Origin of the sequence: Actinacidiphila acididurans, from assembly GCF_016918855.1 — a bacterium.
In the GTDB taxonomy this organism is placed as follows: domain Bacteria; phylum Actinomycetota; class Actinomycetes; order Streptomycetales; family Streptomycetaceae; genus Actinacidiphila; species Actinacidiphila acididurans.
Window position 1 is genome coordinate 158415 of sequence record NZ_JADKYB010000014.1, and the last position, 19096, is coordinate 177510.

The 19096-nt window shown below is 73.1% G+C and carries 12 protein-coding genes; 6 read left to right on the plus strand and 6 right to left on the minus strand.

Annotated elements, in window-relative coordinates; translation table 11 throughout:
* Positions 1 to 144: 144 nt before the first annotated feature.
* The gene (locus tag ITX44_RS42750) at positions 145 to 1116 is read right to left on the minus strand and encodes a DUF4190 domain-containing protein (RefSeq protein WP_205359646.1); all 972 of its coding nucleotides are present in this window, start codon (positions 1114 to 1116) and stop codon (positions 145 to 147) included.
* A gap of 260 nt (positions 1117 to 1376) precedes the next feature.
* Here ITX44_RS42750 and ITX44_RS25185 point away from each other — a divergent pair, with 260 nt between their 5' ends.
* The gene (locus ITX44_RS25185; RefSeq protein ID WP_205359647.1) at positions 1377 to 2738 is read left to right on the plus strand and encodes a glycoside hydrolase family 18 protein; all 1362 of its coding nucleotides are present in this window, start codon (positions 1377 to 1379) and stop codon (positions 2736 to 2738) included.
* A gap of 335 nt (positions 2739 to 3073) precedes the next feature.
* Positions 3074 to 4231: a tetratricopeptide repeat protein gene (locus ITX44_RS42755; RefSeq protein WP_205359648.1), complete on the plus strand. Its 1158-nt coding sequence runs from the start codon at positions 3074 to 3076 to the stop codon at positions 4229 to 4231.
* Between the two features lie 156 nt (positions 4232 to 4387).
* Here the strand turns inward: ITX44_RS42755 and ITX44_RS25195 are convergent, their stop codons facing one another.
* Positions 4388 to 5215 carry an oxidoreductase gene (locus ITX44_RS25195; RefSeq protein ID WP_205359649.1) on the minus strand — a complete coding sequence of 276 codons (828 nt, stop codon included), beginning with the start codon at positions 5213 to 5215 and terminating at the stop codon, positions 4388 to 4390.
* Positions 5216 to 5322: 107 nt separating this feature from the next.
* Here ITX44_RS25195 and ITX44_RS25200 point away from each other — a divergent pair, with 107 nt between their 5' ends.
* On the plus strand, positions 5323 to 6258 hold the full coding sequence (locus ITX44_RS25200; protein WP_205359650.1) for a LysR family transcriptional regulator: 936 nt from the start codon (positions 5323 to 5325) through the stop codon (positions 6256 to 6258).
* 176 nt (positions 6259 to 6434) lie between these two features.
* On the opposite strand, the gene ITX44_RS25205 is transcribed toward ITX44_RS25200, so the two are convergent.
* From ITX44_RS25205 to ITX44_RS25215, 3 genes are all read right to left on the minus strand, one after another.
* On the minus strand, positions 6435 to 7232 hold the full coding sequence (locus tag ITX44_RS25205; protein WP_205359651.1) for a ferritin-like domain-containing protein: 798 nt from the start codon (positions 7230 to 7232) through the stop codon (positions 6435 to 6437).
* Between the two features lie 165 nt (positions 7233 to 7397).
* A complete protein-coding gene (locus tag ITX44_RS25210) occupies positions 7398 to 8399 on the minus strand; it encodes a glycosyltransferase family 2 protein (protein WP_205359652.1) in 1002 nt (333 codons plus the stop codon).
* Between the two features lie 302 nt (positions 8400 to 8701).
* Entirely contained in the window at positions 8702 to 10771 is a 2070-nt protein-coding gene (locus tag ITX44_RS25215; protein ID WP_205359653.1) for a PIG-L family deacetylase, read from the minus strand.
* A 171-nt stretch (positions 10772 to 10942) separates the two neighbouring features.
* Here ITX44_RS25215 and ITX44_RS25220 point away from each other — a divergent pair, with 171 nt between their 5' ends.
* Genes ITX44_RS25220 through ITX44_RS25230 form a run of 3 tightly spaced genes read left to right on the plus strand, consistent with a single transcriptional unit; the run spans position 10943 to position 16645 of the window.
* Positions 10943 to 12610 carry a DUF6056 family protein gene (locus tag ITX44_RS25220; RefSeq protein ID WP_205359654.1) on the plus strand — a complete coding sequence of 556 codons (1668 nt, stop codon included), beginning with the start codon at positions 10943 to 10945 and terminating at the stop codon, positions 12608 to 12610.
* A gap of 19 nt (positions 12611 to 12629) precedes the next feature.
* Positions 12630 to 15506 (plus strand): bifunctional glycosyltransferase/CDP-glycerol:glycerophosphate glycerophosphotransferase, encoded by a 2877-nt coding sequence (locus ITX44_RS25225; protein WP_372440991.1) that lies wholly within the window; start codon positions 12630 to 12632, stop codon positions 15504 to 15506.
* A complete protein-coding gene (locus tag ITX44_RS25230) occupies positions 15503 to 16645 on the plus strand; it encodes a glycosyltransferase (RefSeq protein ID WP_307795476.1) in 1143 nt (380 codons plus the stop codon). The genes ITX44_RS25225 and ITX44_RS25230 overlap by 4 nt, the downstream gene beginning before the upstream one ends.
* Before the next feature lie 156 nt (positions 16646 to 16801).
* Here the strand turns inward: ITX44_RS25230 and ITX44_RS25235 are convergent, their stop codons facing one another.
* On the minus strand, positions 16802 to 18958 hold the full coding sequence (locus ITX44_RS25235; RefSeq protein WP_205359656.1) for a glycosyl hydrolase family 18 protein: 2157 nt from the start codon (positions 18956 to 18958) through the stop codon (positions 16802 to 16804).
* Between the last annotated feature and the right edge of the window lie 138 nt (positions 18959 to 19096).

A 19096-nucleotide genomic window follows, 5' to 3' on the forward strand; every position in this document is an offset into this window, starting at 1 on the left:
AGCTCACCCCTGAGCCTCACCATCCGCTTTCCGCCACCCCGGCGCGCCACCGTCCCGGGCCGCCCGCGCGCGCCCCCCGGGTGCGCCCGAAGGCGTCCCGCGCGCCTCCCGAGCGCCGTCCGGCCCGCCCCCGCGGAACCGCTGTCAGACGCCGACCCCCGCGTTCTGCCCGCCGTCCTTGACCGAGCCGTGCAGCTTCTCGGAGGTGCTGCCGAAGAAGCAGATCACCCAGCGGTAGCCGTGCGCCCAGCCGTTGGCCGGCGGGATGTAGGAGTAGATCCGCACGCCGTGCGGCAGCGGCTTGCCGCCGAGGTAGGAGTCCGCGGCCGAGGTGCACTTGGGACCGGCCACCTGGGAGATCCGGTCGGAACCGGGGTAGTCCGGGCCGAGGCTGTCGGGCAGGTCGAACACGTCGTACGCCTCCGCGTCGTGCGCGTGGTCGCAGGAGACGACGTCCACGGTGGCCGAGGAGGCGCCGGAACCGCCTGCCGAGGACAGCGACCGGCCGACGGTGTTGAAGCACTGGCCGGCCGCGAGGTCGGACACCTTGGTGTTGCCCTCGTCCAGCACCCCGGCCACGCCGAGCCCGATGAAGAGCGCGACCAGCAGGGTGGCCACCGAGTTGATGATCAGGCCGGCGATCGCCAGCCCGCGGCCCTGCTGCCCGCGCCGCCCGATCTGCCGCAGCCCCGCGACGCCGAGGATCGCGCCGAGGAAGGGCACGCAGGTGAACGCCGTCACCAGCGAGGCGATGGCCAGGCCGTTGGTGGACGGGTCGTAGGGGTACCAGCCCTGCGGCCCGCCGGGGTGGGGCGGCGGCCAGCCGTAACCGCCGTACGGGCCGGGGCCGTACGCGGGCTGCGGTCCGTAGGGGCCGCCGGGGTACGGCGGCAGCGGCTCGTATCCGGCCCCGGGCGGCGGCGGTCCGTACGGGGAGCCGGGCGGCGGCCCGTAGAGCACACCGGGCGGCGGCTGGTCGTGCCGAGGGCCGGCGGGCGCCGACTCCCCGGCGGGCGCCACGGGGGCGGGCGGCGGAGGCGGCGGCGCGAAGGGGTCGCCGGGTTCCGGGGCGGACTTCGGAGTGTCCTCGGGAGGCGGCGGCGCGGGTATGTCCACCAGGGGAGTTTACGGTCCGGCGGGCCCGGGGCCAGGGGAGAATCGGCGCCCCGCCCGGCCGGTGGATCCTCGCAGCCGCGGGCTCGCCCGGCCGGCCGCGCGCACGGAACCCGGCGGAAACCGGCGCCCCGCTCCCGCGGCCGGTCCGGCCGCCGGCCCGCACGCGGAAGGCGGCGGAAGACAGCGGAAGGCGGCGGAAGCGGAACACATTCGCCCGTTCCCCTTGACCCGCATTGGTCTAGGCCAATACGTTCGGCGCCATGCGTCGAAGAATCCTCGGCCGTATGGCCGCCACGGCCGCCACCTTGTCGCTGGCCGCCGTCCTTCCCGCCGTCGCCGGCGGCAGCGCCGCACAGGCCCACGCGGGCCACGCCGACTCCCACCACCAGGAGTACCGCAGCGTCGGCTACTTCACCCAGTGGGGCATCTACGGCCGCAACTACCAGGTCAAGAACGTGCAGACCTCCGGTGCCGCGGCCGAACTCACCGATCTCGACTACGCGTTCGCCAACATCGGCCCCGACGGCAAGTGCTTCGAGGCCAACGCCGCCGGACAGGGCGACGCCTGGGCGGACTACCAGCACCCGGTGGACGCCGCGACCTCGGTCGACGGCACCGCGGACACCGCCGACCAGCCGCTGGCCGGCAACTTCAACCAGCTGCGCGAGCTGAAGGCGAAGAACCCCGGGCTGAAGGTCCTGCTCTCGATCGGCGGCTGGAGCTGGTCGACCAACTTCTCCGACGCGGCCCGCACCCCCGCCTCCCGCCAGGCCCTGGTCGCCTCCTGCCTGGACATGTTCATCAAGGGCAACCTGCCGCTGCTGGACGGCAAGGGCGGCCCGGGCTCGGCGGCCGGCATCTTCGACGGCATCGACATCGACTGGGAGTGGCCGGGCTCGGCCGCGAACACCGGCACCGTCTACCGGCCCGAGGACAAGCAGAACTTCACCGCGCTGGCCGCCGAGTTCCGCCGCCAGCTCGACGCGTACGGCCGCACCACGCACAAGCACTACGAGCTGAGCGCCTTCCTGCCGGCCGCCCCCGCGAAGATCGACGCCGGCTTCGAGGCGAACAAGATCTTCCGCTACCTCGACTTCGGCACCGTGCAGGGCTACGACTTCCACGGCCCGTACGAGACCACCACCAACCAGCAGTCGGCGCTGCGGGTCCCGGCCGGCTCCCCGGTGGCGCAGGACTTCAGCGACACCGGCACGATCCAGGCCTGGCTGCGCCGCGGCGCGCCGGCCCGGCAGCTCGTGCTCGGCCTGCCCTTCTACGGCCAGGGCTGGACCGGTGTGCCCGACGGCGGCACCGCCGGCCTGTTCCAGACGTCCACCGGCCCGGCGCCCGCCACCTGGCAGGCCGGCAACGAGGACTACCACGCCCTGAAGGTGCTCGCGCAGTCCGGCACGTACACGCTCCACCGCGACACCCGTGACGGCTTCGCCTGGCTGTACGACGGCACCAACTTCTGGACCTACGACGACCCGCAGGTCCTGACCGCCAAGACCGCCTTCATCCGGCAGGCCCACCTCGGCGGCGCCATGATGTGGTCGCTGGACGGCGACACGAGCGACGGCGAACTGGTCCACACCGTGCACAACGGGCTCACCGGCCACTGACCGCCTCCGGCGGCCGCACCGTCGAGGCGGAGCCCCGGACCCGGAGGACCCCGGCGGCCCACCGTCCACGATCCGACGGCCGGCGCCGACGGCCTCCGGATCGGCCGGGCCGCCGGTCACCGATCGCCGGCTTCCGGCCACCCGGCCCGCGACCGCCCGGTTCGCGGGCCGAAGGTGCCCGTCCCCGGCAGTTGACTGCCCGGTCTCCCCCACCCTGCCGGGGGAGACCGGGCAACGCCCGCCCCGCGCCCGCCGGATGGGTACGATCGCCGGACACGGACACCCGGGGGCAGTGGATGGTACGGATTTCGCCGCGCGGGCGACACACGGCGGCAGTGCAGAAGCCGGACACCGACGTGGCGTACGGCAAGCAGCTCGTCGCGCAGGGCCGCCCGGACGAGGGCGAGCAGTACCTGCGGGACCTGCTGGCCCGGCGCGAGGCGGGGCTGCCGGCCGGCGACCCGCGGATCCACGGCGCCCGCCTCGCGCACGGCGGCGCGCTGCTCGCGCTCGGCCGGCCCGAGGAGGCGCTGGCGGTGATCTCCGCGGCCGCCGCCGAGGCCGAACGCGCCCACGGCGTACGGCACCAGGCCACGCTGTCCGCGCGGACCCAGGTGGTGGACGCGCTGATCGCCACCGGCCGGCTGGCGGATGCGGAGCGCCAGACCCGGGCGCTGATCGACGAGTACGAGGCGCCGTGGTTCCGCCAGGCCGGGTTCGCCGCCGAACGCTGCTGGGTGCGCACCCAGTTGGTGAAGGTGCTCGGTCAGGCCGGGCGGGTGCGCGAGGCGGTGGACGTCAGCGACCGGATGCTGCCCGAGGTCGCCGAACTGCTCGGCCCGCACCACCCGTACGCGCTGATCTGCCGGATCAACCGGACCCAGCAACTCGCCCTGATGGGCCGGTTCGCCGAGGCCGAGGCGGAAGGGGTGGCGCTGTCCGCGCTGGCCGCCGACCTGGCCGGCCGCCGGGACCCCAACGCGGCGATCGCGGGCCTGGCCGCCGCCAACAACCTGGCCTTCTCCTACGCCGAGTCGGGCCGGCCGGCCGACGCCGAACGGCACGCCCGCGGCCCGCTCACCGAGGCCGAGCGGATGTTCGGCCCCTACAGCGACTTCGCGCAGGCGCTGCGGCTGAACCTGGCCACCGCGCTGGTCGGCCAGGGTCGTTACGAGGAGGCCCGCGGGGTCGCCGAGGCGCTGCCCGGCTACTCGGACGTCCAGCCCGGCGGGCGCTCGCTCGCGGTGGCCGAGGCGCTGTACGGGCTGCGGATGCTGCCCGAGGCCGAGGCCGCGGCCCTGCACGCGCTCAACGAGGCGGGCGCCCGGCTGGCCCCGATCCACCACCGGATCCTGCGCACCCGCACCCTGCTCGCCCTCATCCGCGACTCGCCGGAGGAGATGCGGGCCGCGGCGGCCGCCTGGACCGAGCACTTCGGCCCCGACCACCCGCGTACCCGTGCGGCGCGGGCGGCGCTGGAACCGCTGGGCTGACGGCGTCCGCTCCTCGCCGGGGGCGCGGAGCCCCGGGCCGTCCGGGTCCGGCTCGGCCCAACTCGGCCTGTCTCGATCCGGTTCCGTCCCCGAAGGCGGGGTGGCCCGCGCCCGGGCCTCCCAGCGCTGCGGGGTCCCGGACCGTCCGGGTCCGGCTCAGTCCCCGAACGCGGTCGCCCGTGCCCGGGCCTCCCAGGGGGCGATCTGGGCCCGGACCTGGTCGAGGTGGCCGAGTACGGCGGTGACGCCGTCGTCGCCGAGCGGCAGGTGCAGCGGGGTGTCCTCGGCGTCGAGGGCGGCCAGGATCAGCGCCGCGGCCCTGGCCGGGTCGCCGGGCTGGAGGCCGTCGGCCTCCTCGGCCATCCGGCGGGTGGCGCCCACGGTGGCCTCGTAGTCGGGCAGTTCGGCGCTGACGCCGCGGTTGGCCATCAGCGCGGTGCGGAAGGCCCCGGGTTCCACGATCAGGGTCTTGATGCCCAGCGGGCCCACCTCGTCGGCCAGCGCCTCGGTCATGCCTTCCAGCGCGAACTTCGTGCCGCTGTAGGCGGAGAAGCCGGCGAAGGACATCTGCCCGCCCATGCTGCTCATCTGCACGATCGCCCCCGAGCGGCGGGCCCGCATGTGCGGCAGCACCGCCCGCACCAGCGCCGCCGGACCGAAGACGTGCACGTCGAACAGCGCCCGCAGCTCCTCGTCGGTGGTCTCCTCGAAGGCCCCGACATGGGTCCGGCCGGCGTTGTTGACCAGCACGTCGATCCGGCCGTGCCGGGCGATCACGTCCTTGACGGCCGTCTCGATCGCGGCGCTGTCGGTGACGTCCAGCCGCAGCGCCTCGACCTGGTCGGGATGCGCGGCCACCAGGTCGTCCAGCGCGCCCTCCCGCCGGGCGGCACCGATCACCACGTCACCGGCCGCCACCGCGGCCTGCGCGATCGCCCGTCCGAAGCCGCTGTTGGCGCCCGTGATCAGCCAGACCTTGTTCATCGCGTCCACTCCCCGTCCCTGTTTCCGTACGCGTGCCCTGCTCGTGCTTGCGTGCTCCAGCCTGCCGGGGGCGTCCCTTGTCGGTCCAAGACCCGCCGTGATAACCGATGGTTATGGACGTCCACGGCAGGGACCTGCGCTACTTCGTGGCGGTCGCGGAGGAGTTGCACTTCACCCGGGCCGCCGAGCGGCTGTTCGTCTCGCAGCCGGCGCTGAGCAAACAGATCCGGGCGCTGGAGAAGCAGCTCGGGGCGGCGCTGTTCGTGCGGGACCGGACGCGGGTCGCGCTCACCCCGGCCGGGACGGCGCTGCTGCCGTACGCCCGCCGGGTGCTGGCCGACTGGGACGAGGGCTGGGCGGCGGTGGAGCGGGCGAAGGCCGCGCAGCGCGCCACGCTGGTGGTGGGGATGAGCACCAGCCCGGGCCGCGGCGGCCTGCTGCCGGCGGTCCGCTCCCGCTTCACCGCCGCCCACCCGGAGGCCGAGCTGCGGCTGCGGCAGGTCGGCTGGGCGGACCCCACCGCGGGGCTGGCCGACGGCGGCAGCGACGTGGCGTTCGTCTGGCTGCCGCTGCCGGACCAGGAGCGGTACGCCTACCAGGTCGTCGCCGAGGAGCCGCGGCTGGTCGCCCTCCCGGACGGCCACCGGCTGGCCCGCGACGTCCCGCCGGGCGCCGCCGTGGACTTCGCGGAGCTGCTGGACGAGCCGTTCCTCGCGCTGCCCGCCGCGGCCGGGCCGCTGCGGGACTATTGGCTGGCGCTCGACGCCCGCGGTGGGCGCCCGCCGCGGATCGGCGCGGAAGTGGCCAGCACCGAGGAGACGTACGAGGCGCTGGTCGCCGGGCTCGGCGTGGTGCTGCTCGCCGCGGGCAACGCGCCGCTGGTCACGCTGGGCGGCGTCACCACCCGCCCGGTGCGCGGGATCACGCCGAGCCGCTTCGCGCTGGCCTGGCCGCGCGCCGCCGCCGGCCCGCTGACCGCCGCCTATGCGACCGCTTGCCGTCAGGCGGCGGCGCGCCCGTCGTCCGGGCAGCCGGCCGCCTGACGGACCGGTGGGGTTCGGGATCAGGCCGGGCCCCGCGCGCCGCCGGGAGCGCGGGTCCAGCCGGTCCAGCCCGTCCAGCCCGTCCAGCCCGTCCAGCCCGTCCAGCCCGTCCAGCCCGTCCAGCCGGTGGGTGATCGCCGGGGCCGCCGTACGGTTGCCGGACCGCGACCCCGGGGTCAGGCCGGTTCCAGTGCAGTGTCGTCGTCCGGGGTCGGGCCGCCGAGGGCGTTGCGCCGCTCGGGCATGGTCAGGGTGACCATCCGCCGCCAGCCGCCGAGCCGTTCGTACCAGTAGACGGCGTGGATGCCGAGCCGCAGCGCGGCCGCCTTGGCCGCGGACCACTTCAGGATGCGGCCCATGTGCGCCATGACCGCCAGGCTGACCTCGCGGTAGATCCGGATCTCGGCGAGCGCGGACTCGTGCAGGACGCGTTCGATGGCGCGGGCGTGGCCGAGGCCGGACAGCCGCAGCAACTCCTCGTTGCAATACGCCAGATGGTTGTCCTCGTCGCGGGAGATCGCCCGCACCGCCTTGCCGACCTCGGGGTGGTCGCCGAACAGCCGCAGCAGCAACTGCATCTGCTCCGAGGCGCGTTGCTCGGTGACCCTGCTGTGCGCGAGGTAGTTCACGATGTCCGCCTCGGTCAGCGGCTCGTCCCGCTTGAGGCGGGCGTGGGCCAGGCCGATGCCGCCGTGCTCCAGCAGCATCGTGTAGTCCGTCGCGGGCGGCACCGGCACCGTCTCCAGGCCGCGCTTGCGCAGCAGGGCCAGGAAGATCCGGCCGTGCTTGTCCTCGTCCGCGCCGTGCCGGGCGATCTTGGGCGCCATCTGCCGCTGGGCGTCCGGGACCAGTGCCGCGATACGTCCGTTCTCCCAGCCGCCCTGGGCCTCGCCGCCGGCGGCGATGGAGCAGAACAACTGGAAGGACCTGTCGTTGTCGAGAATCTCCGTGAACAGGCTGCGTGCCGACAACACCACGTCGCTCCTCTCGCCGGGTACGCACCGCCGGGGCGGTCCGCCGCGTTCTCCCACGAGTGGAACCGGGCCCCGCACCCCCCGCAACCGGGGTCCGCCGGGGCCGGCCGCGCCGCCACCGGGCCGGTACCGCCCGCCGGCCCGCCGGCGCGGGCCCACGGGGCGTCAGGGCCGGGGCGTGCGGTACGGCAGCGCGGGCACAGCCGAACGGGTGACCGCCGGGGCGAGGGCGGCCGAGCCCTGGGGGGCGGCGTTGGTCTCCTTCACCAGGAAGTGCGGCCGTCGTTTTGTCTCGTAGTAGATGCGGCCGATGTATTCGCCGATGAGGCCGAGCATAAGCATCTGTATGCCGCCGAGGCCGACGATGGCGACAAGGAGCGTGACGTAGCCGGGGACGTCGGGGCCCTGGATGGCGGCCATGACGGTGACGACGACGGCGTAGGTGGCGGCGACGGTGGCCAGGCCGAGGCCGGCATAGATGGCCAGGCGCAGGGGGCGGTTGTTGAAGGAGATCAGGCCGTCGATGCCGTAGTTGACCAGGGCGCCGATGCGCCATTTGGTCTGGCCCGCTTCGCGGGCGGCGTTGCGGTAGTCGAAGGTGACTGTGTCGAAGCCGATCCAGGAGAACAGGCCCTTGGAGAAGCGGTTGTACTCCGGCAGGGAGAGGAGTGCGTCCACCGCGCGGCGGGACAGGAGGCGGAAGTCGCCGACGCCGTCGGTGAGTTCGACGTCGACCCACTGGTTGACCATGCGGTAGTACAGCCGGGACAGGGCGGTGCGCAGGGGCTTGTCGCCGTCGCGGGTGCGGCGGGCGATGATCTGGTCGTGGCCGGCCTGGTGGAGTTCGAGCATGCGGCCGATGAGCTCGGGCGGGTGCTGCAGGTCGGCGTCCATGATGACCACGGCGTCGCCGGTGGCGGCCTTGAGTCCGGCCAGGATGCCGGCTTCCTTGCCGAAGTTGCGGGAGAAGGAGACGTAGCGGGTGGTGTGCTCGCGGCCGGCGGCCAGGGCGCGGAGCCTGTCCAGGGTGGCGTCACGGCTGCCGTCGTCGACGTAGCACAGCTCGTACTCCACGGGCAGCGTGGCCAGGGTCTGACGGATCCGCGCGTCGAAGAGCTCGATCACGGCCTCTTCATTGAAGCAGGGGACCACGATGGACAGTCGCATGACGGGGGCCTTCCGGACCGGTGTGCGTGTGGTGTGGGGTTCGCGGTGCGGTTCGCGCTCCCGCGTGGAAGAGGGTTCCTGCGCGGGTGAGGTTTCGGGTGCGGGCACGGAGTCGGGCACCGGCCCGCGTACGCGGCCGGGCACCGGCCCGGGTGCCGAGTCGGACGCACGGGCGGAATCCGGTGCGTGGATGCCGGCCCGCGCCCGTACGGGGTCCACCGGCTCGGGTTCCCGCGGCCGTACGGCCTGCCCGGGCGCGGGCGGAACCCGCGGCTGCGCGCCGGGGGGCCGGCGGACCGCGCTCATGCGCGGGGCTCCGCGGGGTCGGCGCGGGTCACCGCGAGGCGGCCGTCCGCGCCGATGGTGGCGAGGTAGGTGCGGCCGGCGCGGTCGCGGGTCAGGGACGGGGTGCCGGTGAGGAGCGCGGGGTGGCCGGTGGCGGGCGGGCCCGCGGGCCAGGTGCGGGTGGTGACCGTGCCGGAGTCGTCGCGGGCGGCGGTGAGCTGGCTGCCGCCCGACGCGGGGACCACGGCGACCGGGCCGTAGCCGCCCGTGGAGTGCGGGACGCCCGGTGACCAGCGGCCGGTGCGCTCGTCGTGGTCGTGCACCACCACGGAGGCGGAGGCGGCCGGGCGCAGGAACAGGCGGACCCGACGGCCGGGCAGTTCCACCGCGGACGGCGCGCAGGCCGGCACCTGCAGCGGCAGCCGTACCGCCGCGGCCGACCCGCCGGGCTCGAGCGTCCACCGGTAGAGGGCGGTGCGGGTGCCGGCGTAGATCTCGGTGCGGCCGTCGGCTCGGGGCAGCAGGCACAGGCCGTCCTGCACGTCCACCGGCCCGGGCAGCCGCCGCCAGGAGCTCCACCGGCCGTCGGGCGTCAGGGTGCGCGCGTGCAGCGCCCGGTTCCAGCCGCGCAGCACCAGGTGGACCCGGCCACCGGTGTCCACCGCCGCGTACGGCAGTCCGATCTCGCGGGCCTTGGCGCCGCGGGTGCCGTCCGGGCCGCCGAGGTCGTGCCAGGGGCCGAAGGGGCCGCCGGGCGCGGACTGGGCGCAGGTGATCACCGAGCGGACCTGGGTCGCGGGCGGGCCGAGCAGTCCGCCGTGCCGCAGCGCGAACAGCCGGATCCGCCCGTCGGGCAGCGACACCGCGGCCACCTGCCCGAGCACCGGCGGCCCGGAAAGGGGCACCGGCTCGGCGAAGTCGGTACCGCCCGGCGCGGCCTGGCTCCACTGCACGACCTGCCCGGCCAGCACCGCGAACGCGGTCAGCCGGCCGTCGGGCAGCGGGCGCAGCCAGTGGATGTCGCCCTGGTAGCGGTGCTGGGTGCTGGCGAACCGGCGCCGGGTCGGCCGCAGGTTGTCCACGTTGTGGTCGCCGCACCCGGTGCGCACCCCGCAGGGCAGGCCGCGGCCGGAGTACGTGACGAGCAGCGCGGTCTTGGCCGCGACCGTGCCGGCGTCCAGGGTCTGCGGCCAGAGCTGGTTGGCGTAGCCGCGGTAGCTGTGCAGCACCGGCACGGGCGCGCCGGCCGGCGGCCGGTAGTGCTCGACCGCGGTGACCACGAACTGCGCGGTGGCCGTGTGGTCGGCGTGGTCGGTGGAGATCACTCCCCTGCCGTGCCGGCCCGGCTTGTGCTCCGGGTCGTGGTCGAGGGTGCACACCAGGGTCGGCCGGGCCTCGGTGAGCAGCTGGTCGAGCGCGGCCAGCAGCTTCTCCCGCGTGTAGGAGTACTGACTGGTGACCGGGCCGTCCGCCAGGACCAGGGTGGGGACCGAGTGCGCGGTGCCGTTGATCAGGCCGGGCAGGCTGCGGCCCCGGTAGGCCCGCCGGCGGTCGCCGGCCTCCAGCAGGTTCAGCAGCACCAGCCGTACGTGCGGCGCGGCCCGCAGGGTGGCGACCTCGGCGGCCGTACCGGAGCGCAGCAGCACGGCCGTACGGGTCCAGGGGCTGTCCAGGTCGCCGGTGACCATCCGGGCGTAGGCGCGGCGCAGCCCGTAGAACCGCTCGGCGGCGTACTGCGCCCGGTCCAGCACCGGCACCTCGCCGGCCCGGACCGCGGGGGCCTTGGGGCCGAGCCCGGCGCTCTCCCCCGCGGTCAGATAGACCGAGGTCAGCGGCACCCCGGCGCGCAGGAAACGCTCGGTCTCGGGGTTGATGAAGTACAGGTCGTCATCGGCGTGCGCGACGATCTGCACCACGGACGCGCCGGGGCCGGCGGTGACCGCCACCCCGGAGCCGGACCCCGGGCCGCCGTCGGTCGCCGTACGCGCGGCCGGCCGGTGGTCCGGGAGCAGCCCGCAGCCGCCCGCGGCCAGCGCCGTGGCGCCCAGGAGCGCGTGGCGCAGCAGACGCCTACGAGTGGCCGGCACAGGTCTTTCCCCCTAGCGAACATGAACGTCAAGTTGCGTTGAGATGAAATTCGGAAGAATAATCCGAACCGGTCTCAGCACGACCCACGGCAGCGGACGTTCCTCCGGCCCGTAAGAGGGGGGATGCCGCGGCGAGGTTCCACGGCCCTCCCGGGACGACGCGAGGGAGACGTGACACACGTGATCCGGAACCTGATCGACCGCCTGAGGCGATATCCGTTCCCGCCGGACGACCGGCGGCGACTGCTCGTGGGCGCGGCCGGCACGCTGGTGGTCTCCGCCGGGGTGCTGCTGGCCGCCGGGGTGTTCCTGGGGCTGTACGTACGCCCCACCTCCGACGACTGGTGCGGCGCCTGGAAGACCCGTGACCTGGGCATCTTCGGCATCACCCGGGACTACTACGACACCCAGAACGGCCGGGCCGCCAACGCCTTCATCACCGGGCTCGTCTACTCCCACGGCCTGCTCGGCCCGAAGCTGCTGCCGGCGCTGCTGGTGATCGGTCTCACACTGGGGCTGCTGCTGGCCGCCCGGGTGCTCGGCCGGGCGGCCGGGGTACGGGCGCCGTGGCCGGTGGTGCTGGCCGCCGTGCTGGTCACGCAGATGCTGTTGTTCTTCGCCGGCACCCGGCCGTATCAGGCGCTGCTGTGGGCGCCGGGCACGATCTCGCACACCCTGCCGGGGGTGCTGGCGGTGTGGAGCGGCCTGCTCGCGGTGGCCGCCGGGCGGCGCGGGGGCCGCGCGGCGACCTGGTCCGCGGTGGCGTTCGCGGTGCTGATGGGCCTGGTCATCGGCACGCTGAGCGAGCCGTTCACGGTGGTCGGCGGGGTGTTCGTGGGCGCGGCCGGAGTGCTGCTGCTGGTGCCGCGGCTGCGGGCCCGCACCTGGTACCCCTTCGCCTGGTGCGCCGGGTGGTGCGCGGGCCTGGTGACCGGGTTCGCGCTGCTCTACGCCTCGCCGGGCGCGCGCTGGCGGCGCGCCCAGCAGCCCCCGGCCGGCTCGCCGCTGTCCCCGCGCCAACTGCGGGCCGAGTTCGCCGACTGGCTGCGGGTGTGGCACAGCATCGGCACCACCTGGGCGTACGCGGCGGCGCTCGCCGCGGGTCTGCTGCTGGGGCTGGCGCTCACCGGCCGGCGGGGGGACCGGACCGTAAAGGACACGGCCGCCGGGACCGCACCGGATGCGCCGACCGCCGGTCAGGCCCCGCGGGAGTGGGCCGTGCGCGGGTCGCGGGCGTGGGCCTGGGCGCTCACCGCGCTGCCGGTGCCGCTGGTGCTGATCTCGTCCTTCGGCGTGGTGGTCGGGCTGCGGCAGGGCTACGGGCCGACGGGGTGGACATACGGACGGGCATGGACCAACTTCCTGCTGCCCGCGCTGCTCACGCTCGCCGGTTACGGCGTGCTGGCCGGCCGCCTGCTCGCCCGCCGGCTCGCCGACCCCCGAGTGCGCCGCCGCGTCCCGCTGCTCGCCGGTCTCGCGGCGGCGGCCACCGTGACCTGCCTGGGCGCGGCCGCGCATCTGCTGCCGGTGGTACGGGACATGGGCACCACCACCGTGGTCCGGGCCCAGGAATGGGACAAACAGGACGCCCTGATCCGCAAGGAAGCCGCGGGCGGCGCGCGCGTGGTCACGTACCGGGCGCTGCATGTGCCGCTGCTGGCCGAGCCGTACTTCACCCGCGACTACGCGAAGGACTGGGTGGCGCAGTGCGTGTCCCGTTATTACCACGTCACCCGGATACAGAAGCCGCGGCCGGCGGTCGGTACGGTGGGTACGAGCAAGCACACCCGTGTGCCCACGAAGAGAAGCACACGTTTCGTGATGGGAACGAAAAGCTGAACGCCTACCCTTGGACGGCATGCGGATGAACAGGGTGCCGGGGCCCGACCTGAGCGTGGTCGTCATCGTGTACAACGACGCCGAGCTGCTGCCGACCGCGGTGCAGTCGGTGCTCGACCAGTCGCTGCGCAGCGTCGAGGTCGTGATCGTCGACGACTGCAGCACGGACGGCAGCTACGAGGTGGCCCAGGCCCTGGCCGAGCTGCACCCGGACCGGGTCCGGGCGTTCCAGCTGGAGCAGAACAGCGGCGGCTGCGGCGGCCCGCGCAACCGCGGCATCGCCGAGGTCCGCGGTGAGTACGTGGTCTTCCTCGACAGCGACGACACCCTCCAGCACGACGCCTGCCGCAACTTCCTGGACGCCGCCCGCGCCACCGGCGCCGACCTGGTGTCCGGGCTGACCAAGCGGGTCCAGGTGCGCACCGGCAAGAGCGCCGACTGGTACCCGTGGCTGTACACCTCGACCCGCACCTTCGAGTCGGTCGGTGAGCTGCCGGACCTGCTGGTCTACGACACCCTGTCGACCAACATGTGCTATCGGCGGGACTTCCTGCGCGACAACGGCCTGGAGTTCCCGGTCGGCATCCACTACGAGGACCTGCTGTTCTCCGCGCAGGCGTACCTGGCCGCCCGGCGGATCACGCTGATCCCCAACCACGTCTACAACTGGATGGTGGACGACACCGGCACCCGCCGGTCGATCAGCAACCGCCGGCACGAGGTGGAGAACTTCGTGCACCGGGTGCGCATCCACCGCCAGATCGACGCGATCTTCCGCGAGCGCGGCCTGGACGACCTGAAGCTGCACAAGGACACCAAGTTCCTCAAGCACGACCTGGTGCTGCACCTGCGGGACCTGCCGTTCCTGGACGACGACTACCGCACCCAGTTCTCCCGGCTGGCCCGGGAGTACATGAGCCGCATCTCGCAGGAGGCGTACGAGCGGCTGGAGCCCATCCACCGCATCTGCGCCTACCTGCTGATGGAGGAGGACTGGGCGAACCTCAACCCGGCGATCGACACGCTGATCAACCGGCAGAAGCTGTCGGTGCCGCTGACCGAGCGGGACGGCCGGGTCTACTGGTGCGCCGAGCACCTGGACGACGAGCGGGCCCGGGCGATCCTGGACGTCACCGACCTCGGCTACCACGCCAAGCCACTGCGGCAGATGACGCTGCGCGCCAAGCTGGAACAGTACCGGCAGACCGGCCAGGGCATCGCGGTGTCGGGCACGGTGGTCAACCCGCTGGGCCGGATCACCGAGCAGGCGGAGCTGAAGGCCGCGATCGAACTGCGGCCGCGCCGCAAGGGCATGCGCGGCATCACCTTCCCGGCCGCCGAGGTGCGGCACGCCGGTGACCACCTGACCTGGCGGGCCGAGGCGGACCTGTCGAAGAAGCTGCGGCCGCTGGGCCTGCTGGACCCGGTGTGGGACATCCGGCTGGTGCTGAGCATCGACGGCACCCCGACGGTGCCGATGCTGATCACGGTCGGCGACGCGGCGCTGGAGACCGAGCTGCCGCTGCGGATCCGGCCCCGGCTGTCCCGGCTGGTCGCCGACACGCTCGAGGTCGAGACCTCCGCCAAGGGCCATCTGGCGTTCGTGCAGGTCGCGCAGGGCTCGGTGAGCCGCCGCAGCCGGGCCGGCCTGGACCGGGCGCTCCAGGGCGCGCCGGGCACGGTCGCCAAGAACGGGCTGCGCAGGGCCCGCGGCGCGCGCAAGTACGTCCGCTCCGGCGAGACCAAGATCCGCGTCTACCACGAGGTGTTCAGCAAGCTGCCGGTCCGCAAGGGCACGGTGGTCTTCGAGAGCCACCTGGGCAAGCAGTACAGCGACAGCCCCCGGGCGATCTACGAGGAAATGCGCCGCCAGGGCGTGAAGTTCACCGCGATCTGGTCCTACGCGGACCGGCCCGAGGACTTCCCGGCCGACGCCACCCTGGTCAAGCGCTGGTCCTTCCCGTACCTGCGGGCGCTGGCGCAGGCCGAGTTCTGGATCGACAACCAGGGCTTCCCGCTGAAGCTCACCAAACGTCCCGAGACCACGTACATCCAGACCTGGCACGGCTCGGCGCTGAAGAAGATGGGCTTCGACAGCCCGCAGCTGCGGGTGCGCACCAAGGACCAGCAGGCCGACTACCAGCGGGTGCTGGACCGGTTCGACCACTTCCTGATCCGCTCCGAGCACGACGCGCGCACCCTGGTGCCGGCCTTCCGTCTCAAGGACGAGGTGGTGCTGCGCTCGGGCTACCCGCGCAACGACGCGCTGGTCGCGGCCCTGGACGCCGAACGCAAGGGCGGCGGGCGGGTGCGCCCGGACATCGTGCGCGAACTCGGCATCCCCGAGGACCGCACGATCCTGCTGTACGCGCCGACCTTCCGGAACACCGCGGCCGGCGGGGTGCGCAAGTTCGAACCGCCGCTGGACTTCGACGAGTTCGCCGACCGGTTCGGCGACCGCTACACGCTGCTGGTGCGCTCGCACTACCTCAACACCGTGGTGCTGCCGCCGTCGGTGCGCGGCCGGGTGATCGACGTGACCTCGGTGCACGACGTCACCCCGCTGTTCCTGGCGGCCGACGCGATGATCACCGACTACTCCTCGGTGATGTTCGACTACGCGCTGCTGGACCGGCCGATGGTGTTCTTCGCCTACGACTACGACGAGTACGTCAAGGACGACCGCGGCACGTACTTCGACCTGACCAAGCACGCGCCGGGCCCGGTGGTGCGGGACGTCGAGGGGCTGTACTCGGTACTGGACGACCTGCCCCGCTCGGAGAGCGAATGGGCGGTGCGGCGCAAGCAGTTCGTCGCGGAGTTCGGCGAGTACGACAAGGGCGACGCCGCCCGCCAGATCGTTTCGAGGTTCTTCCGGCCCGGGGGCAGCAAGTGAGCCGCGACATCTTCATCGTCTCCAACAGCGTCGACGAACTGGGCGGCGTGACCACTTGGTCGCACCAGATGGCCCGGCTGTTCACCGAGCGCGGCCACCGGGTGCACATGATCGGCATCACCCCGTCCACGGTCTCCCACCGCTCGGCCGGCGAACTGCCGTACGAGACCACGACTTTGTACGACACCCACCCGCCGCAGGCGTGGTCGCCGAAGACGCTGGGCGACCTGGCGAACATGTCCGCGCGGATGCGGCAGGCGCGGCGCCGGGCGGGGATGCGGGAGCAGGCCGCGAAGCTCACCGCGCTGTTCCGGGCCGCGCGGCCCGGCGGGGTGCTGATCGTCACCCAGGTGTGGGCGATGGAGTGGGTGAACCTGGCCGACACCGGGGACCTGACGGTGATCGGGATGAGCCACGAGTCCTTCGCCGCGGCGCGGGCCTCCTCACGGTTCGCCCGGGTGAAGCGGCACTACAAGGACGTGGACCGCTTCCTGACCCTCACCCGGGAGGACGCGGACCTGTGGGCCCGGCAGGGCATGAACAACGTGGGCTTCATGCCCAACGCCCTGCCCTGGGTGCCCGGGACGACCTCGCCGCGGTCGGAGAAGGCGGTGGCGACGGTGGCCCGGCTCTCCCAGGAGAAGGGCATCGACATGCTGCTGGACGCCTGGGCGGTCGCGGTGGCCGAGCACCCGGGCTGGACGCTGCGGATCTACGGGGCCGGCGAGGACGAGCAGGTGCTCAAGCAGCAGGCCGCGCGGCTGGAACTGGACGGCTCGGTGGAGTGGATGGGCCGCACCGACGACGTGCCCGGCGCCCTGCGGTCCGCGTCCGTCTTCGCGCTGCCCTCGCGCGCCGAGGGCTTCCCGCTGACCCTGCTGGAGGCCATGGTCAGCGCGCTGCCCTGCGTGGCCTTCGACGTGGCGCCGGGCGTGCGGGAGATCATCGCCGACGAGGAGGACGGGTTCCTGGCCGCCCCGGGCAACATCTGGGCCTTCGCCGAGAAGCTGGGCATTCTGATGGGCGACGCGCACCTGCGGGACACGATGGGCGAGCGCGCCGCGGTCGCCATACAGCGCTACACCACCGAGAAGATCGTCGCCCGGTGGGAGGAGCTGTTCGACTTCCTGGAGCTGTGAGGGGCGCGCCGGCCCCGGCTGCTGCTCTTCGGCTCACGGCCCGACTCATGACGTGGCTCATGACCCCGCTCATGACCCGGCCCCCGGACGCGCGCCACGCGTCCGGGGGCCGGGGTGTTCCCGCGGTTCGCGGGGTCTTCACGCGGGTCCTTGCGGTCAGGCGACCGTGATGTCGTCCGCGTAGTACGTGCCCTGCGCGTACCAGCCGTGCGTCCAGATCGTCACCGAGGTGGTGCTCGCCCCGGTGGTGAAGCTGGTCTGGAGCTTGGCGTACGAGCCGTTGGTGCCCGGCGTCCAGGTGCTGGTGTCGCTGGTGCCGGTGCCGGTCACGCCGATGTAGACGTAGTTGCCGTCGACGTAGCCGGACAGGGTGTACGTGTGTCCGGGCTGCACCGTGACGGTCTGCGAGCACTGGGCGTCGTCGCTGCTGCTCGCCGCGCCGGCCAGGGCGTGGCTGCCGCTGTGCACCGGCGAGGAGACCACGCTGCCGGTGCCGCCGGTGCAGGTCCAGGGCGACAGGCTGCCGCTCTCGAAGCCGCCGTTGGTGACGATGCCGCCGCCTCCGGTGCCGCCGGTGGTCCCGGTGGTGGTGCCCGAGCTCGTGCCCGAGGTGGTGCCCGAGGTCGTACCCGTGGTCGTGCCCGAGCTGGTGCCCGTGCTGGTGCCGGAGGTCGTACCGGTGGTGGTGCCCGAGGTCGTGCCGGACGTCGTACCGGTGGTCGTGCCGGACGAGGTACCGGTCGACGTACCCGAGGACGTACCGGACGAGGTGCCCGACGACGTGCCGCCGACCGTACCGCCGCCGCCGGAGCAGCTCGACGCGGAACCGTTCACGTCGTTGACCGTGGCGTTGAACAGCTTGGCCTGCGGGTCGAGGTCGTACAGGGAGAACATCATCACGCCGCCGAGGGCGTTGCAGTGGATGTAGTCGGCCCGGGCCTGGATGGACTGGGTGGACTCACCGCCGTAGAAGTTGGTGCCGTCGTAGAACCAGGCGGACTGGGAGACCGGGTCCCAGAAGGTGTCCGACGGGTTGTCGACGACGCCGGTCAGCTCCTTGTACATGGCCACGCCCGGCACGTTGCCGCTGAGCGTGTGCCCGGCGGACGGCCCGGTCGCGCTCTGGTAGAGCCCGTGGTTGCTGCCGGCCGGCACGCCGGTCCAGCCGCGGTAGTAGAACGGGACACCGAGGTTGACCTTGCTCGCGGGGAAGCCGCCGGGGATGCCGTAGGCGGAGTCGCCCTGGGTGTACGCCTTGACGACATTGTCGATGGTGTACTTCTCGGTGCCCGGCGGGATCGTGCCGGACGGGTCGCTCGCCGACGGGTACAGCGGGTCCTGGAAGTTGGTCGGGCCGGTCGCGTCCCAGGCGCCGTGCATGTCGTACGTCATCAGGTCGCCGAAGTCGAGGTACTGGCCGATCTTGTCGGTCTGGACCTTGGCGATCTTGTCCTGGCCGCCCGGGAGCGCGGCGGCCAGCGCGTAGTGCTTGCCGCCGTTGGCCGAGCCGTAGGCGTCCAGCTCGCTGCGGAACTCGCCGAGCAGGGACGTGTAGTTGGCGGTGTCGGCGGCGCTGTAGTGGTTGCCGAGGTGCCCGCCGGAGGAGGCCGGGTACTCCCAGTCGATGTCGAAGCCGTCGAAGATGTTCGCCGCGGTGCCCGCGCCGCCGTAGCCGCCGGACGCCGGGATGTTGCCCTTGAGGAACATGTCGACGCAGGAGCTCACGAACTTCTGCCGGGAGGCGGAGGTGGCCGCCACGTCGGAGAAGTACTTGGAGTAGGTCCAGCCGCCGAGCGAGAGCAGGATCTTCAGGTTCGGGTACTTCTTCTTCAGCTCCTGGAGCTGGTGGAAGTTGCCCGCGATCGGCTGGTTGTACACGTCGGAGGTGCCGTCGACGCTGATGCTGCTGTCGAAGGACTTCTGGTAGTCGGCGAACTGGTCGCCGGCGCCGTCACCGGCGTTGGGGTCGTTCTCGCCGGCCGGGTCGGGGTCGGTGGCCTTGGTGGTCTCGAAGCAGGTCAGGTTCGCCGGGTCGATGTTCTCGAAGTCGTAGATGAGGTAGTCGAGCTTGCCGGCGATGCCCTCGGTGTCGAGGTTCTTCAGGTAGAAGGCGTTCTGGTAGATGCTCCACTGGTCGAAGTAGGCGACCTTCTTGCCGCCGGTGGTGGCGGCCTGGGCCGCGGTGTTCTCGGCCCGCAGTGCGGCATGGGCGCTGGGCCCGTTGAACACCGCCACAAGGGCCCCGATCAGCAGCGCGAGCGTCGCGAGGATGGAGACCGCGACTGGTCTGACCGATGGAAACGCTGAGCGCATGGCATCCTCCCGGGACAGGGACGCCGGCCAGGCAGGCCGCCCACGGCCCGACCAGGCGTGACATAGACACGACAGAGTTCCGGTCTTCGTCAGATGTAACGCGGCGGGGCGGGGCAGGTCAAGGCTTTGGACTAGACC

Excerpts from the sequence above, each read along its gene's own strand:
- ITX44_RS25195 (WP_205359649.1), bottom strand. The coding sequence starts at position 5,215 with ATGAACAAGGTCTGGCTGATCACGGGCGCCAACAGCGGCTTCGGACGG.
- ITX44_RS25185 (WP_205359647.1), top strand. The coding sequence starts at position 1,377 with ATGCGTCGAAGAATCCTCGGCCGTATGGCCGCCACGGCCGCCACCTTG.
- ITX44_RS25225 (WP_372440991.1), top strand. The coding sequence starts at position 12,630 with ATGCGGATGAACAGGGTGCCGGGGCCCGACCTGAGCGTGGTCGTCATC.
- ITX44_RS25235 (WP_205359656.1), bottom strand. The coding sequence starts at position 18,958 with ATGCGCTCAGCGTTTCCATCGGTCAGACCAGTCGCGGTCTCCATCCTC.
- ITX44_RS25210 (WP_205359652.1), bottom strand. The coding sequence starts at position 8,399 with ATGCGACTGTCCATCGTGGTCCCCTGCTTCAATGAAGAGGCCGTGATC.
- ITX44_RS25200 (WP_205359650.1), top strand. The coding sequence starts at position 5,323 with ATGGTTATGGACGTCCACGGCAGGGACCTGCGCTACTTCGTGGCGGTC.